The sequence below is a fragment of the Gemmatimonadota bacterium genome, from assembly GCA_016713785.1.
Taxonomy (GTDB): domain Bacteria; phylum Gemmatimonadota; class Gemmatimonadetes; order Gemmatimonadales; family GWC2-71-9; genus JADJOM01.
Window position 1 is genome coordinate 419,132 of the sequence record JADJOM010000002.1, and the last position, 15,919, is coordinate 435,050.

16 protein-coding genes are annotated in these 15,919 nt (G+C 73.6%); 10 read left to right on the plus strand and 6 right to left on the minus strand.

Annotation, left to right across the window (positions count from 1 at the left end; translation table 11 throughout):
• The first annotated feature begins 86 nt into the window (after positions 1–86).
• From IPJ95_06295 to IPJ95_06315, 5 genes are all read left to right on the plus strand, one after another.
• Positions 87–299, plus strand: a complete 213-nt coding sequence (locus tag IPJ95_06295; protein ID MBK7923231.1) for a DUF2892 domain-containing protein — start codon at positions 87–89, stop codon at positions 297–299.
• A gap of 202 nt (positions 300–501) precedes the next feature.
• Positions 502–1,416 (plus strand): hypothetical protein, encoded by a 915-nt coding sequence (locus tag IPJ95_06300; protein MBK7923232.1) that lies wholly within the window; start codon positions 502–504, stop codon positions 1,414–1,416.
• Between the two features lie 197 nt (positions 1,417–1,613).
• On the plus strand, positions 1,614–2,243 hold the full coding sequence (locus tag IPJ95_06305) for an NADPH-dependent F420 reductase (GenBank protein ID MBK7923233.1): 630 nt from the start codon (positions 1,614–1,616) through the stop codon (positions 2,241–2,243).
• A gap of 143 nt (positions 2,244–2,386) precedes the next feature.
• Positions 2,387–3,082 (plus strand): FKBP-type peptidyl-prolyl cis-trans isomerase, encoded by a 696-nt coding sequence (locus IPJ95_06310; GenBank protein MBK7923234.1) that lies wholly within the window; start codon positions 2,387–2,389, stop codon positions 3,080–3,082.
• Between the two features lie 21 nt (positions 3,083–3,103).
• The gene (locus tag IPJ95_06315) at positions 3,104–4,663 is read left to right on the plus strand and encodes a serine/threonine protein kinase (GenBank protein ID MBK7923235.1); all 1,560 of its coding nucleotides are present in this window, start codon (positions 3,104–3,106) and stop codon (positions 4,661–4,663) included.
• Positions 4,664–4,669: 6 nt separating this feature from the next.
• Here IPJ95_06315 and IPJ95_06320 read toward each other — a convergent pair whose 3' ends face one another.
• Positions 4,670–5,209 carry a CbrC family protein gene (locus IPJ95_06320; GenBank protein MBK7923236.1) on the minus strand — a complete coding sequence of 180 codons (540 nt, stop codon included), beginning with the start codon at positions 5,207–5,209 and terminating at the stop codon, positions 4,670–4,672.
• An 11-nt stretch (positions 5,210–5,220) separates the two neighbouring features.
• A complete protein-coding gene (locus IPJ95_06325) occupies positions 5,221–5,799 on the minus strand; it encodes a GNAT family N-acetyltransferase (GenBank protein ID MBK7923237.1) in 579 nt (192 codons plus the stop codon).
• 526 nt (positions 5,800–6,325) lie between these two features.
• On the opposite strand from IPJ95_06325, the gene IPJ95_06330 reads away from it, so the two are divergent.
• The 4 genes from IPJ95_06330 to IPJ95_06345 all read left to right on the plus strand — a co-directional run bounded on the left by IPJ95_06330 (position 6,326) and on the right by IPJ95_06345 (position 9,048).
• Positions 6,326–7,471 (plus strand): PLP-dependent aminotransferase family protein, encoded by a 1,146-nt coding sequence (locus tag IPJ95_06330; GenBank protein MBK7923238.1) that lies wholly within the window; start codon positions 6,326–6,328, stop codon positions 7,469–7,471.
• A gap of 88 nt (positions 7,472–7,559) precedes the next feature.
• Complete coding sequence (locus IPJ95_06335; GenBank protein MBK7923239.1) at positions 7,560–7,976, plus strand: rhodanese-like domain-containing protein; 417 nt, start codon at positions 7,560–7,562, stop codon at positions 7,974–7,976.
• The gene (locus IPJ95_06340) at positions 7,973–8,521 is read left to right on the plus strand and encodes a DinB family protein (GenBank protein MBK7923240.1); all 549 of its coding nucleotides are present in this window, start codon (positions 7,973–7,975) and stop codon (positions 8,519–8,521) included. Before IPJ95_06335 ends, IPJ95_06340 begins: the two co-directional genes overlap by 4 nt.
• A 68-nt stretch (positions 8,522–8,589) precedes the next feature.
• Positions 8,590–9,048 (plus strand): GNAT family N-acetyltransferase, encoded by a 459-nt coding sequence (locus tag IPJ95_06345; protein MBK7923241.1) that lies wholly within the window; start codon positions 8,590–8,592, stop codon positions 9,046–9,048.
• On the opposite strand, the gene IPJ95_06350 is transcribed toward IPJ95_06345, so the two are convergent.
• Positions 9,045–10,157 (minus strand): hypothetical protein, encoded by a 1,113-nt coding sequence (locus tag IPJ95_06350; protein MBK7923242.1) that lies wholly within the window; start codon positions 10,155–10,157, stop codon positions 9,045–9,047. The genes IPJ95_06345 and IPJ95_06350 overlap by 4 nt on opposite strands.
• A 52-nt stretch (positions 10,158–10,209) precedes the next feature.
• Positions 10,210–11,322, minus strand: coding sequence for a BtrH N-terminal domain-containing protein (locus tag IPJ95_06355; protein MBK7923243.1), 1,113 nt, complete (start codon positions 11,320–11,322; stop codon positions 10,210–10,212).
• A 379-nt stretch (positions 11,323–11,701) separates the two neighbouring features.
• Between IPJ95_06355 and IPJ95_06360 the strand changes: the two genes are divergently transcribed.
• Positions 11,702–12,130, plus strand: a complete 429-nt coding sequence (locus IPJ95_06360; protein MBK7923244.1) for a fasciclin domain-containing protein — start codon at positions 11,702–11,704, stop codon at positions 12,128–12,130.
• A gap of 49 nt (positions 12,131–12,179) precedes the next feature.
• On the opposite strand, the gene IPJ95_06365 is transcribed toward IPJ95_06360, so the two are convergent.
• Both IPJ95_06365 and IPJ95_06370 read right to left on the minus strand, forming a co-directional pair.
• Positions 12,180–14,081, minus strand: coding sequence for a glycoside hydrolase family 127 protein (locus IPJ95_06365; protein ID MBK7923245.1), 1,902 nt, complete (start codon positions 14,079–14,081; stop codon positions 12,180–12,182).
• Positions 14,081–15,742, minus strand: coding sequence for a hypothetical protein (locus tag IPJ95_06370; protein ID MBK7923246.1), 1,662 nt, complete (start codon positions 15,740–15,742; stop codon positions 14,081–14,083). Before IPJ95_06370 ends, IPJ95_06365 begins: the two co-directional genes overlap by 1 nt.
• Positions 15,743–15,919 lie beyond the last annotated feature (177 nt).

Here is a 15,919-nt window from a genome sequence, read left to right on the forward strand (position 1 = left end):
AGGGAAAAGGGAAAAAAAGGGAAAATGAGAGCGGGTCGGCGGGGTCGCGCCCCGGGCCCACCCCCTGGATTTCTGAGGAGGCATCGATGTGCAACGAAATGGTCATCCGGCGGATCGCCGGCACGTTCATCCTGCTGTCGCTGGCGCTGGCGCACTGGGTGAATCCCTACTGGCTGTTGTTCACGGCCTTCGTGGGCTTCAACCTGATCCAGTCGAGCCTGACCGGCTTCTGCCCGCTGGAGCGGATTCTGGGGCGGTTCGGGCTCTTCGGGTGCAGCCCCCGGGCGACGACGCGCTGAGGGCGGGGAAGGGGAAGCGGGAAGAGGGAACGGGAAGTCAGGATCCGTCGCTCAGTACCTGCTTCCCGCTTCCCGGATCGCGCCCCCTGCCGCAACGTCCCGGAAGTGTGACGCAGGTCACGACTTAACGCCTTCGGCGGGGCTGCGTCTCTGGGGCAGATGGATGGCCGCGATCCCCGGATGACCCCTGAAGGAGTGTCCCATGACTGGAACCCCGTTCCCGCGACGGCTCGCCCTGGTGGCGACGCTCGCCCTGATCCTCGGCGCCTGCGCCGACAGCAGCTCCCCCTCTGGCAGCACCGGCAACATCCTCACCTCCGCGCAGGCCAACGACATCAGCGCCGACGTGGCGGCCGACGTGGACGAGCTGGCCGAGCTGTCGACGTATGATGTGTCCAACGGCGTGCCGCTCTCCGCGCCCGCGCCCGCCGCGATCCTGGGCGCGCCGCCGGCCGTCTGCGTGACGGTCGCGCCGACCCCGCCGACCAACAGCGACGGCGACGCGATTCCCGACTCGGTCCGGTTCACCTACGACGCCTGCGTCTTCACCCGTGGCGCCGGGACCGTGACCGACTCGCTCGGCGGCACCATCGACTTCCTCGATCCGCTGCCCAACGCCACCAGCCTCGGCGTGCGGCACGTGTTCACCAACTTCACCCGCGCCCGCATCAATACCGCCTTCCCGCTGCGCAGCTTCATGGCGGTGCACAACGGCACCCGTGAGTGGGGCGGCAACGCCGACACGCTGGGGCACACGATCACGGGCTTCACCTCGGTGTGGACCCACCCGAGCGGCCGGACCACGACCCACACCAAGGACTGGGTGGCCACCTTCACCGCGACGACCCCGGGCTCGATCTCGCTGATCACCCCGCTGCCGGCCGGTTCCTTCGTGCTGGGCGGCACCGGGGCCTGGGCCACGGCCAACCGCAGCTGGAGCGTGACCACCAGCACCGTGACGCCGCTGGCCTACGATCCCACCTGCACCGTGGCGCCGCGCTTCACCGCCGGCGAGCTCGACCTGGTGGTGACCCGCGGCGGCGAGACCACCTTCGTCAACATCCTGTTCACCCAGTGCGGGCAGTACCTGGTGACGCGCACGACCGGCGCGGTGTAGGCGGTAGGGCGGCGACCGAGCGCCCTTCAGGAGCCGCGCCGCGGCGACTCGGGCGCGAGGGAGTGGGCGGTAGGGAGGGGGCGGGGCGGGGCAGGTTCCCGCGCCGCCCCCTTCGTCGTGCCACCCTGCCGGATCGGGGATGGAGGCGCTACGCTCCGTGCGAGTTGAGGGGACCATCGGCGATGGGGGGATGGACAGTGCGGATCGCGATCATCGGCGCGGGCAGTGTCGGCGGGACCCTGGCCATCGGCTGGTCGGGGTGCGGTCACCAGGTGCGGCTCGGGGTGCGGAACCCCGCCGATCCCAAGGTGCAGGCGCTTCTCGGCAAGTTTGCCACCCCGGGCGTGGCGCTGCCCCTGGCGGAGGCGGTGGCGGATGCGCCGGTGGTGGTGCTGGCCACGCCGTGGGACGCGACGCTCGAGGTGGTGCGCGGGCTGTCACTCGCGGGGAAGGTGGTCATCGACACCACCAACCCGCTGTTGCCGAACCTGGCGGGGCTCGGGGTCGGCGGCGCGACGTCGGGGGCGGAGGAGATTGCCCGGGCCGCGCCGGGTGCCCGCGTGGTGAAGTGCTTCAACACCACCGGCGCCAACAACTTCCTGGCCCCCGACTACCCGGAGGGTGCCGCGACGATGCTGTACGCCGGGGACGACCCGGAGGCCAAGGCGACGGTGGCGGCGCTGGGCCGGGAGCTGGGCTTTGGCATGCTCGACGCGGGGCCGCTGGCGCGGGCCCGGCTGCTCGAGCCGTTCGCGATGCTGTGGATCACGCTGGCCTACCCGCAGGGGCAGGGGCGGGAGATCGCCTGGCGGCTGATGCGGCGCTAGACGGTAATGGCGGTAAAGGCGGTAAAGGCGGTAAAGGCGGTACGGGTGGTGGCCTGGTGGCCCGCCGTACCGCCCTCCTTGGTTCCCGCCTATATTCCCGCCCGTCCAAAGCAGTCTCCAGACCCCCTGATTTCGGAGTTTCCATGAAGATCCTGGCCCTTGCCGCCATGGGATCGCTCGCGTTCGGCGCCTGCCAGGGAGGCGGCGCGGTCGGCGGTGGCAGCCTCGCCACCCAGGACGACAGCGTCAGCTACATCCTCGGTTACAAGATGGGCGAGAACCTGAAGCAGCAGTCGGTGCCGGTGAAGCCGGAGCTCATCTTCCGGGGGCTCAAGGAGGGGATGGCGGGGACCCTGGCCACGATCCCGGATTCGGCGATGCAGGCCACGATGATGGCCTTCCAGGTGCGCATGATGGGCATCCAGCACCAGAAGGACTCGGTGGCCGCGATCAGCAACCGCACCGACGGCGAGAAGTTCCTGGCCGACAACAAGGGCAAGGACGGCGTGAAGACCACGCCGACCGGCCTGCAGTACAAGGTCCTCAAGGAAGGCACCGGCCCGCGGCCCAAGGCCACCAGCACGGTGACCGTGAACTACAAGGGGACGCTGATCGACGGCACCAAGTTCGACGCCTCCGAGGACCACGGCGGGCCGGCGTCGCTGCTGCTGAACCAGATGATCCCGGGCTGGACCGAGGGCCTGCAGATGATGAACGTGGGCTCCAAGTACGAGTTCTGGATCCCGGCCGAGCTGGGCTGGGGGCCGCAGGGCTCTCCCCCGACGATCCCGCCCAACGCGGTGGTGTATTTCGAGGTCGAGCTCCTCTCCTTCAAGTGAGCCAGCTCCGGATCCGGGGCCATGGCTGAGGCCCTTCCGCCGCACCTGACCGACGCGCTCGCGGGGCGATACGCCCTCGAGCGCGTCGTCGGTCGTGGGGGCATGGCGGTGGTGTACCGCGCCCATGACGTGCGGCACAACCGCCCGGTGGCGGTGAAGGTCTTGCACGACGAGCTCTCCGCGACCCTTGGCGCCGAGCGGTTCCAGCGCGAGATCCAGATCGCGGCGCGGCTCCAGCATCCCCACATCCTCATGCTGATCGAGGCCGGCGAGGCGGCCGGCCGGCTGTACTACGTGATGCCGTTCGTGGAGGGGGAATCGCTGCGGCAGCGGCTGCTCCGGGAACGGACGCTGCCGCACGACCAGGTGGTGGCGCTGGTGTCGGAGGTGGGGGGCGCGCTCGACTACGCCCACCGGCAGGGGGTGATCCACCGGGACATCAAGCCGGAGAACATCCTGCTCTCCGCGGGCCACGCCCTGGTGGCCGACTTCGGCATCGCCAAGGCCATGGTCGAGGGGCAGCGCACCGCGGGCGCCGAGGGCCGCATCACCCGCACCGGGTTTCCGGTGGGCACCATCGGCTACATGAGCCCGGAGCAGGCGGCGGGGCTCACCGACCTCTCCGAGCGGAGCGACGTCTACAGCCTGGCCGCGACCGCGTTCGAGATGCTGGTCGGGGAGCTGCCGGGGATGTGGCCGGGGGAGGAGTCGGCGCGGGCGGGGCAGTTCGTGGACGCGGCCCCGGCGGTGCGCGCCGCGCTCGACCGGCTGCCGGGGGCGGTGGAGGCGGCGCTGGTGCGCGGCCTGCTGCTCCGCGACCAGCAGCGCCACGCCAGCCCGGGGGTGTTCGCGCGGGAGCTGGCCGCGGCGTTCGGCCCGACGCCGCGCTTCTCCGCCGGCGACGCCGACCAGATCATGGCCCGCGCCGCCGAGCTCGACGCCACCACGCCCACCACCGATGCGTCGCTCTCGCTGGGCGGGCTGCAGCGGATTGCCGGCGAGGTGGGCATCGCGCCGGCCCACGTGGAGCGCGCCGCCCGCGAGGTGGCGCTGCGCAGCGCCGCGCCGAAGGCGCACCCCTTCCTCGGCTCGCCCACCCGGATCCTGCTCGAGCGGGTGGCGCGGCGCGAGTTCAGCGAGGGCGACGCCGCGCAGCTGGTGGACCTCATCCGGCAGGCCATCGGCAACATGGGCCAGGTGAGCCGGCTGGGCCGCGACCTCTCGTGGCAGTCGGTGGCCTACGGCGGCACGCCGGGGCGGCAGCTGTTCATCACCTTCCGGCCCGGCGCGGGCCAGACGGTCATCCGCTTCGAGGAGAACCTGAAGCAGGTGGCGGGCGCCTACTTCGGCGGGTTCATGGGCGGCCTGGGCGGCGGGACCGTCGGGGTCTGGATGGGGATCGGCATGGGGCTGCTGCATTCGGTGCCGGCCACGATTGCGCTCGGGGCAACCGCCATCGGCTCCTCGTATGCGCTGGCGCGCGGCCTGCTCCGCCGCCAGTTCCGCACGCGGTCCACCGAACTCGAGGGCCTGGCCGACCGGCTGGTGGCCACCATCGAGGAGGGCGGCCGGCGGCGCTGAGCGGGATCAGGGCCCGTCGATGTGGAACCTGGGGCCGCCGCAGTGCAGGCACTGGAACAGGTAGAGGGTCGGACCCCGGTCGCGGTTGAGGCGGTCGAGCAGCCGGGTGGCCGCGCCGCCCGAGATGCCCATCTCGTGGACGATGTGCCCCAGCACCAGGCCCTCCAGCGCGCGGTCCCGCGCGCGCAGCTCCGCCAGCCCCGCCGGCATCATGAACGCCGCGGCATCCCCGCAGCACGACGGCCACCCTTCCCCCTGCCACGCATCGAAGCCCGGCGTCCGGGTGCAGATCACCTCGACCGCCGCGGGGGGCACCCCCGGCGCGAAGGCCTCGCGGTCCACGAACGTGGCCTCGTACTCCTCGTGCGCGGTGCCGTCGGCGATGCACCAGGGGCAGAGTCCCTCGGGGGTGTCGCCCTCGATGTAGACCGGCCCGTCATAGGCGAAGCCGCGGACCTCGCCGCAGCAGGGGCAGGCCTCGTCCCAGGGCACGATGCTGCCGCTGGCGATGGGATCGGGGTGATAGCGGAAGACGGGCAGGTCCATGGGGCGGGTCTCTAGGTGCGGATGGGGCGCGCGGGCGGTGGACCGTCCGACAGGGGCCCCGGGGTTTCCGGGCGCCGGGCCAGCCACTCCTCACGCGTGAGGGCGTACCAGGCCACCGGCACGCCCGGGGGGTGCAGGGCGGCGTCCTCGTTGGGCTGGAGGCAGACAAAGCGCATGCCGTTCTTCTCGAGCACCCGCGCGGAGGCGGGATTGGCCTCGAGCACGCGCGCCCCCACCCGTTCCAGGCCGAGGTGGATGAACACGAACTCGAGCAGCTGGCGGAGCCCGAAGCTGGCGTAGCCCTGGCCCCAGTACGGTACCCCCACCCAGTAGCCCACCTCGGGCGTGGCGCCCGGGGCGATGCCGTGCACGCCGCAGGCCCCGACCAGCGCGCCCCCGTCCATGATCGCGAAGGCCCAGGCCCGCCCCGCGGCGCGGTCTTCCCGCTGCTGCGCGACGTAGTCGCGCGCGCCGTGCTCGGGGTACGGGTGGGGAATGCTGGTCGTGGCGGCGATGCGCGCGTCCGCCGCGAGGCGCTGGATGGCGTCGGCGTGATCCGGGTCCAGGAGGTAGATGCCGGGGGTGTGCATGCAGGCACCGGGAGCGGGGGCGGGTCCGGGGAACAGGGAAAAGGGAAAGGGGAACGGGGAAAACCGCAACGGGCCGGTGGCGCGGGCTTGACGGCTGCGGGCGGGGTGTCGTGAATGCAGCGCATGACGAGGCGGGAGCCGCAGGGACGACGGGGCCGGCCGGCGGCGCCGAAGGGCGTGGCGCTGGCGCTGCCGGTGGGAAAGTCGCCGACGGGGCCGCTGTACACCCAGGTGTACCGGCAGGTGCGGGAGCACATCCTCTCCGGCGCGCTCCGGCCGGGGAGCCGGCTGCCGTCGGCGCGGACGCTCGCGGCCGACCTCCGGGTGTCGCGCAACACGGTCGAGGCGGCGTTCCTCCAGCTGGTGTCGGAGGGCTTCGTGGAGCGGCGCATCGGCTCCGGCTCAGTGGTGGCGCGGGCCATGGCCGAGGGCGCGCCCTTCGCGCCCGGGCGCGCGGGGCGGGCGGGCCGCGGCGCCGGCGCCGGCGGGGGGCACGGCGCCCGCGCTGTCGCGGCGGGGGCGGCTGATGACCGACCTCGGGCTGGCCGAGATCGCCGCGGACCAGCCGGCGGGGCTCTGCGCCACGGACGTGGCGGGGTTCCCGGCGGAGACCTGGAACCGGCTGCTGTTCCGGCACGCGCGGCGGGGCGAGGCCTCGGTGTACCGGCCGGCCGACCCCAGCGGGCTGCCGGCGCTGCGTGAGGCGCTGGCGGAGCACCTCCGCCTGACGCGGGGGGTGCAGTGCCAGGCGCGGCAGGTGCTGGTGGTGAGCAGCACGCAGCAGGCGATCGACCTCGCGGCGCGGCTGCTGCTCGATCCCGGGGCCACGGCACTGGTGGAGGAGCCGGGGTATCCGGGCGCGCGCGCGGCGCTGCTCGCGGCGGGCGCCACGGTGCGGGGCGTGCCGGTGGATGGCGAGGGGCTGGTGGCGGAGCGGCTGCCCGAGCGGCCGGGGGCGCGGCTGCTCTACGTCACGCCCTCGCACCAGTTCCCGCTCGGCGTGACGCTGTCGCTGGCGCGGCGGCTGGCGCTGCTCCACTGGGCGGCGCGCACCGGGGCGTGGATCCTCGAGGACGACTACGACAGCGAGTTCCGCTACGACGGGCGCCCGCTGGCGGCGCTGCAGGGGCTCGACCGGGAGGGCCGGGTGCTGTACCTGGGCACCTGCAACAAGGTGCTCTTTCCGGGGCTCCGGCTGGCCTACCTGGTGGTGCCGGCGCCGCTGGTGGATGCCTTTGCCGCCGGGCGGCGGATCAGCGACGGATTCTCGCCCCCGCTGCCGCAGGCGGTGCTGGCCGACTTCCTGGCCGGCGGCTACTTCGCCAGCTACCTGCGCCAGGCGCGGGCGCACTACGCCGCCTGCCGCGACGCGCTGGTGCGCCGGGTGACGCGCGCCTGGGACGGGGTGCCGCTCGGGCGGAGCGACACGGGGCTCCACCTGGTGGCGTACCTGCCGCGGGGCAGCAACGACACCCGGCTGGTGCGCGGGCTGCCCGACGCGGGGTTCGGGGTTTCACCGCTCAGCCGCTACTACTACGGCGAGGCGCGGCACCGGGGACTGCTGCTCTTCTACGGTGCCACCACGCCGGAGCGGATCGTCCGGGGGGTGGGGCTGCTGGCGCCGCAGGTGACGCCGCTGCTCAAGGGGGCGACCCGGCCAGTGGTCCCATAGCACCATGCCAAGTGGCGCTGGCCGTGGGACCATCGAGCGGTAGCTTTCCGGGAGCGCTCCCGCATTCCCGACCACCGTTCGAGGCCCCATGCCATCCGCCGTGATGCTCGTCCCCCCCGCCCGGAGCGCCGAGGCGCTCTTCCACTTCGAGGACAGCCTGCGGTTCGAGACCGACTGCTGGGATGTCCACCACGCCCGGACCCAGGGCGCACGGGACTTCGTGCTGCTCGACGTGCGCGGGCCCGAGCTGTACGCCCGGGGTCACCTGCCGGGCGCCGTCAACCTGCCGCACGCCAAGATCGTCGAGTACACGCTGCGTCCCTTCGCGGCCGATGCCGCGTTCGTGGTCTACTGCGCGGGGCCGCACTGCAACGGCGCGCAGCGGGCGGCGATCCGGCTGGCGCGGCTGGGGCGGCCGGTGAAGCTGATGCTCGGCGGCGTGACCGGCTGGCTCGACGAGGGCTTTGCGCTCGAGACGGGCGTGGCGGCGGAGGTGGCCTCATGACCCCGGAACCCGCCACCGCCCCGGCCCGCGCCTGCTGGGACCGGCCCGCGCCGGACGAGTACGCGGCCTACTACGCTCATTACATCGGCAAGGTCCCCGAGGGCGACCTGCTGGCGCTGCTCGAGGCGCAGGTCGCCGAGGTGCGCGACCTGCTGGGCGGGCTCACCCCGGCGCAGGCCGACCACGCCTACGCCCCGGGCAAGTGGACGGTGAAGGAGGTGCTGGGCCACCTCACCGACACCGAGCGGGTGTTCAGCCACCGCGCGCTCAGCATCGCCCGCGGCGACCCGCTTGCGCTGCCGAGCTGGGAGCACGAGACCTGGATCGCGCCGGCGCGCTTCGGCGAGCGCCCCATGGCGAGCCTGCTCGCGGAGTGGACGGCGGTGCGCCGCGCCACCATGGCGCTGCTGGCGGGGCTCCCCGCCGACACGCCCCTGCGCCGGGGCACCGCCTCGGGCAACCCCTTCACGGTGCGGGCCCTGGCCCACGTGCCGCCGGGCCACACCATCTGGCACCTCGAGGTGCTGCGGGCGCGGTACCTGTGAGCCCGGTGGCCGCGGGGCTCGTGGTGCGCGACGCCACCGCCGCCGACATCCCCGCGCTGCTCGGCCTGATGCGCGGGCTCGCGGCGTACGAACGCTACGCGGCCGACTTCCAGGTGACCGAGGCGGTGCTGCTGGCGCAGGGGTTCGCCGGCGGGGCGCGCGACTTCGAGGCGCTGCTGGCGGAGGAGGCGGGGGCCGTGCTCGGGATGGCGGTGCACTACATGGTGCCGTTCACCTACCGCGCGCGGCCCACCTTGTACCTCAAGGAGCTGTACGTGGCGGAGGCGGGGCGGGACCGCGGCGCCGGGGCGGCGCTGATGACGGCGCTGGCCCGGCGGGCGCGGGCGCGCGGCTGCGCGCTGGTGAAGTGGCAGGTGGCGCGGTGGAACGCCGGCGCGATGCGCTTCTACGAACGCCTGGGCGCGCGCCCGGATGACGGATGGGTGGATTACCAGCTCGACGCCGCCGGCATCGCGGCGCTGGCCGGCGCGGGCGCCCGCGACGGGGCGCCCGGCCGGCGGGACTAGAAGCTCACCTTCGTGATCCGTCCTCCCGGTCCCACCATCCATCCCGCCTTGGGACCGGCGAACGCCACACTCCAGTAGGCCAGCGAGTCGAGCGGCGCCCAGGTGCGGCCCTCGTCGCGGGAGAGGCTGGCGCCGCCCGGCCCGACGGCCACCACGGTGCCGCGACTCCCGGGCACCCACGCCGCGCCGTATACCGCGCCGGGGAAGGTGGGCTGCCCGCCCTCGGTCCAGCGCCGTCCGCCATCCGCGGTGAGCGCCACGCGGATGCCGCCGCTGGTGGCGCTGCCGATGTCGCCGCCGACCACGAGGCCGGTGCGTTCGTCCTGGAAGGCGATCGAGGTGTGCCCGGTGGTGTTGGTCCCCTGGCTCACCGGGGTGTCGTAGCTCACCCAGGTGCGGCCGCGGTCGGGGGTGAAGAGGAGGCGGCTCCGGGTGCCGGCGCCGGTGGCGATGTACGCCGCCTCCTTGCCGAGGGTGGCCACGCAGGTGCCGCTGGCCGCGAAGGCGCCCTCGCCCGCGGTGGCGGCGGGGACCGGCGAGGGCGTCTCCGAGCCCGGCTCGCTCAGGAAGTGCCAGTCGAGGCCGCCGTCCCGGGTGGTGAGCACCGGGAAGACGCCGTTCACGTTGTCGCTGAAGGCGATGCCGCTCTCGGCGTCCCAGAAGGCGAAGCAGTCGTAGAAGGCCTCCGGGGTCCGGTTGATGAACTGGATCTGCCAGTTCTGGCCGGCGTCGGTGGTCTTGTAGATGCGGCTGCGGGTGCCGTTGCCGCTGGAGAGCAGGTACGCGGTCTTGTCGTCCACGCCCTGCACGTCGCGGAACTCGAGGCTGTCGGCGCCGGCCACCACGCCGCTCCGCCAGCTGGCCCCGCCGTTGGTGGTCACCGCGAATGCCCCGCCGGTCCCGCTGGCCCACACCACCTTCTCGTTCACCACGCTGACCGCCTGCAGCCGCGCGCTGGTGCGGGAGCGCAGGTCCAGCAGCGCGGCGCCCGAGATCGAGGTGCGCGCCGGCGGCAGGGTATCGGCCGGGGGGGAGGGGGGCAGCGGCGGGGTGTAGGGGCCGCACGCGACCAGGGCGAGCAGGGCGGCGGCGAGGATGGGGTTTCGCATGGGGGAATAGTAAGAGGGTTGAACGGCGCGGCCGCAGGGCCGGGGCGGCGCCTCAGAGCAGGTCGAGGGCGGCCAGTTCCATGGCGTGGATGGCACGGAGGCGTTCCGCCAGGGTGGCGCGGAGGTCGGCCGACCGGGCGGCGTCGAGGGGGAAGCTCTTCCGGGCATCGCGCTGGAGACGGCTCAACCCCTCCCAGCAGGCACGGATCTCGGGGACGGGCCCCCGGGCGGCGACCAGGGCGGTGCGCCGGGCGAACAGGGCGCGCGCCTCATCACACGCCGGGACCCCGGCGGGCAGCGCGGCCTCCGCCAGCGCGGTCCATTCCCCGGCGAGCGCGGCGTACGCGGTGGCGGGGGCCGACAGCCCGGCCTCACGGAGGCCCGCGGCACAGATGCCGCGGCAGAGCCCGCCGCCGGTGCCGTAGCGCTCGACATACTCGTGCAGCGAGGTGAGCGCCGCCCACAGGCGCGGGCCGGGCGGGAACATCTCCACCCAGCTCTCCTTCCCCTTGGGGGCGGTCATCCGGTCGGCCAGCTCGGCAAAGGCGTCGAGCCGGAAGTTGGCCATCTTCGCCTTGCGCAGGGTGGTGACGCAGGTCTTCCGGGCGTCGGCGAGCACGGCGTCGGGGGACGGCGGCCGCCCGGCGCGGCCGTCGAGCCAGAGGAGCCGGTTGCGGAACTTGGCGATCCGGCCGCGGGCGGCGGCCAGGTCGCGGAGCGCGATGCCGAAGGGCTCCCCGCCCCCGTCGGTGATCCGCGCCTCGTCGCCGGCGATGGCCTGCACCGTGATGACGTGATAGCCGCCGCCGCTGTAGTGCGCCGGCATCACCCGATGCGGGAGGTGCGCGGCGTCGACCCAGGCGATCACCGGCGCCCCGCGCTCGAGCGCCTTGCGGAGCTCCTGCTCCGCCGCCTTCACGCTGGTGCTCTCCTTCGTCACCGTCTTCCAGCCCAGGCACCTGGCGGCCGCCGTGAGGTAGGCGTGGTCGTCGGCCCAGAGGTGGCGGCCCGCGAGGAAGAGGGTGGCGATGTCTTCCTTCTCATACTGGAAGGCGAAGACCCCGGCGCCGATGCCGCCCGCCTGGACGAACAGCAGCGGCTCGCTGACGGGCTGCCCGGCGTGGGCGAGGACTGTCCGCAGGGCGGCGGTGGCGGGGATGGTCATGGGGCCAGTCTACGGGGCCCGGCGTGGCGGGGGAAGTGGGGACACCGGGGCGCGCCGCGACCGGGATCCGGCCGGCGAAGGCCGTCACGGATTCTTAATCGCATCTTCAGGTGGGACATTGACGCGACGGGGCCTCGGCCCTAGACTGGTGGCGCAGCCCCTCCCCTCTCGTCAGGCAATCCCTCGTTGCCACCCGGGCCCGACCGGCCGCGCTCGCGCGGGCCGTCACGCCCGTCCGCGGGTGCCGTCTCACTTCACGTCGAGGGATCGTCCCATGCGCCGCCGTGTGCTGCTCTCCGCCTGTTCGCTCGCCCTGTTCCTGCCCGCCGGCTGCAAGCCGGCCGGGGAGGGCGCCGCCCCCGCCCAGGCCGCCGTGGCCATGCCGGCGGTGACGCTCGACCCCAACAGCATCGCGGGGATCGCCGCGGGCTCGGCGGACCACACCACGCTGGTCACCGCCCTCAAGGCGGTGGACTACGTGCTGCCGCTCAACAATCCCGGGCCGTTCACCGTCTTCGCGCCGGTCAACGCCGCCTTCGACAAGCTGCCGGACGGCACGGTGGAGACCCTGCTCAAGCCGGAGAGCGCGAGCCAGCTCCGCACCATCCTGCTGCACCACGTGATCGTCACCGCGTACGACCCGACGCAGCTGACCGACGGCCTGGTGCTCACCATGCTGGCCGGAGGCAGCGTGACGGTGCAGCGGCAAGGGGACGAGCTCACGGTCGGCGGCGCCAAGGTGCTCGGCTCGGTCCGCGCCGGGAACGGGATGCTGTACATCGTGGACGGGGTGCTGCTGCCCAACTAGGCGGCTCGGCGGTGGGGGAATCCCCTCGGGGACACCTCGCCCGTGGCGGTCAGGCCTCCGCGATGGTCCAGTACACCGCGTAGCGCTCGTCGAGCGAGCGGTAGAAGGGCACCAGCTCGAGGTCGATCGGCTGGCCGCGGGTGGTGAACGTGAGCGGCCGCCCGGCAACCGGCTGGATCCAGGGGGCAAGGTCGCTGGCGGACCCGACCAGGGTCGGCGCCGGCACCGACGGGAGCCGGTACTCGGGCACGGTGCGGGGCGCGGTGGGTTCGGCGCGGAGGGCCTCGGGGGTGAGGCCCTCGGTGCCGAGCCTGCCCACCAGCACCAGCGGGCCGTAGCAGAGGGCGTGGCGCGCGGGCGCGTCGGGCAGCGACTCGGCGCGGAGCGCCATGGGCAGGGTGACCTCCAGCCGATCGCCGTCCTTCCAGCGGCGCTCCACCACCAGGTAGCTCCCCGGGGGGGCGAAGCTCTCGAGGGCGCGGCCGTTGAGCGTCGCGTGGCCACCGGCGGCCCACGCCGGCACCCGCACCCGGAGCGCAAAGGTGGCGGGCCGCGCGGTGCGCACCGTGAGCCGGGTGACCTCCTCCTCCGGGAAGCGGGTGTCCTGCACGATCCGCACGTCGCGCTCCCGCCAGTCCAGCTCCGACGCCACGAAGAGGTTCACGTAGAGGCCGGCCTCGTCGTGGAAGTAGAGGCTGTCCCCGAGCTTCGCGAACGACTCCGCCATGCTGCCGGTGCAGCACCAGTAGTCGTGCCCCGGGGTGCCGAAGAGCTTCCACAGCCCGTCGGCGAGGCTCACATAGTACAGCTTGTCGCCGTCGGCGGGGTGCATGGTGCCGAGGATGCCGTTGAGGTAGGCGCGCTCGTAGTAGTCGGCCACGCGGGGGTCGGCGGTCCAGCTGAAGAGGTGGCGCGAGAGCTTGAGCATGTTGTAGGTGACGCAGCACTCCTGGGTGTAGCCGGAGAGCCCCGCGGCCAGCGCGCCGAGCTCGCCCCACCCCTCATCGGCGCTGGTGCCGCCGGTGGCGTAGCAGCGCCGGCCGGTGACCTGGTGCCAGAAGTACTCGGCGATGTCGCGGGCGCGCCGCTCGCCCAGCAGCTCGTGCCGCCGGGCGGCGCCGATGACCTTGGGGATGCTGGTGTTGGCGTGGAGCCCGGCCAGCTCGTCGCGGCCCAGCGCCAGCGGGGCGAAGAACCGCTCGTGGTCGAAGCGATGCGCCAGCGCCAGGTGCTGCGCGTCCCCGGTGAGGGCGTAGAGGTTGTAGAGCACCTCGTTCATCCCGCCGTATTCGCGCTCGAGTACCCGGGCCATGTGGGCGTCACCGAGGGGCTGGCACCAGCGGCCCACCCAGCGGGCCTGCCGCTCGAGCACCTCGCGCGCCGGTGCGCTTCCCGCGAGCTGGTGCAGGTCGAGCAGGCCGGCCATGAGCTTGTGAATGGTGTAGAAGGGCGCCCAGGCGGGCTGGCCGGCGCGGAGCCGGTCGAACAGCTCCTCGGGAAAGGCGCTCAGGTAGCCGCTGCCGAGCGCGTGCTGGCACCCGGCCAGCCCGGCGACGACGGCCTCCGCGCGGGCGCGGATGGCCGGGTCGCCGGTGGCGGCGACGAGCAGCGCGCAGGCGGAGAGGTAGTGGCCGGTGTAGTGCCCGCGCAGCTCGTTGTCCGGGGCCTCCCAGCCGCCGAGGGGCTCGGCCGTGGAGGCGAGGCCGGCGGTGACCCGGAACATGTGCAGCAGGCGGTCGGGATCCTGCGCCAGCAGGTGGCGCCGGTTGATCTCGAGCTGGTCGGCCACGTAGCCGGGGCGGAGGCGGACCCGGTCGAGGGGGAACGGCCGGGCACGCGGGGTGATGGGCGGCGTGTCGCCAGGGGCCGCCCACAGGGCCCCGGGCCGGAGCAGGGCGCTGGCGGCGGCGGTGGCGGCCATGAAGTCGCGGCGCGAGAGGTGGCTGGTCATCAGAGGCCTGCCCGTTCCCGGGCGCGCCGGATCACGGCGTCCATGAGGTCCTGGTGCCGCGCCAGGGTGTCGTCCACCACGTTGAGGGTGGGGATGGCGTGCGGCGCGAGCGAGAGGGTGTCGGGATCGAAGCGGCTGAAGCCTTCCTCGTGCACCCCGGTGCTGCCGCGGCCCGGGGCGGGGTGGCTCAGGTGCTGGAAGAATCGGGCGTGCCGCTGCACGAAGGGGCCGGCGGGCCCGCCGCCGCCGGCCTGGAAGAGCGGCAGCACCTCGAGCAGGGCGTCGTAGTGCATCTCGCCCACGGCGGCGACGCCGGGGTGGCGGGCGCGGAGGTCGTGCACCAGCTGCCGGAGGCCGGCATGCATGTCGGCGCGCGGGTTGTTGATCCAGCCGCCGGCGATGTCGAGGAAGTAGGCGTCCACGCCGAAGCGCTCGATCATCTCGCCGATGCGGCCGCCGAGCCACTCGCGCCACGATGCCACGCCGAGGTTCATGTAGGCGAGCCAGCCGTCCATGTGGCGGTCGTTGTCCCAGTCCACCCAGTTGAGGTCCATGGTGTCGCCGTCGACCTTGGCGGTGGCCGCCTCGGCGAGGGCGGGGAACGCCGACTGGCGGCGGTTGGCGGCGTTGGCGCCGAACATGGGCATGAAGCGGACGCCGAGGTCGTGGCCCTCGTCGATCAGGCGGCGGAAGGCGCGCGCGCCGCCCATGCGGGGGTCGAGTTCGTAGGCGGGGTAGTTCCAGTAGTAGCGGCCATCCCAGGCGGAGAGGAAGGCGAGGATCCGCTCGCCGGGGATCCGGGCGGCCATCCACCGGAGGGTGGTGAGCATCTTCGGGTAGTCGTTGAAGATGTACCCGGTGTAGTGCATCCCGTGCAGCGTGGTGACGAGCGCGGTGCGCCGGAGCCAGTCCGGGACGTCGGGGCGGGTGTCCCAGTCGGGGATCCGGTAGGCCCGCGCCAGGTGGGCGTAGTGATCGGCGGTGGCCGCCTCCTGGGTGGCGGCGTGGCCGGCCCGCCAGGCGGGCAGGGACACCCGCCGCTCGTCCTTCCAGCCCTCGACCTCGTGCACCGCCTCGAGCCGGTAGCCGCGCTCCCCCGGCTGCAGGTAGAAGCGCTTGGTGCGCACGGCGGTGTCGCGGCTCGAGACGAAGAAGCAGCGCCCGTCGGCCTCACGTACCTGCAGCAGCGGGGTATTCATGCCGCCGGCCACGAAGAGGTCGCCGCCGCCGAAGGGGTAGCCGTAGAGCAGCTCGTCGTCGCCGGGATCGGTGAAGGCGCCGCCGCCGCCCGCCACGGGCCCGCGCGGCACGCCGCGGAGCACCGTGGTGACGGCCTTGATCGGCTGGTCCATGGTCACGGTGCCGTCCCACTCCACCCCGTCGGGTACCCGGCGCAGGGCGAGGAGCACCTCGCCGTCCGCGCGCTGCTGCCCGCCGGCCCACACCAGCCCGGTGGCGCGCAGCTCGAGGCCGGTGTCGGTCTCGCGCACGGTCATCCGCGCCTGGTCGAGGCCGTAGGCGTTCTCGCGGGTGAACACCATGAGGCCGAAGGTGAGCCCCTCGAACGCGACGGAGGGCTCGGGGAAGTCGAAGCTGTACTTGACGAAGCTGCGGCCGCGGGGGGGCACGAAGACGTCGCTGCTGCTGACCAGCGGGAGGATCGGGGCCGCGGGGCGGTCGCCGGTGCCTGGTCCCGGCGGGAGGGGAGCCTGGAGGGCCACGGCGCCCGCCACGCCCAGGGTCTTGAGGGCGTCGCGGCGGGAGAGGGGGGAGGGCATCGGCCTAAGGTACGCGGGCGGGCGGGCGGGGGAAGGCGCAGCCTAGCCCGGCCCTCCCGG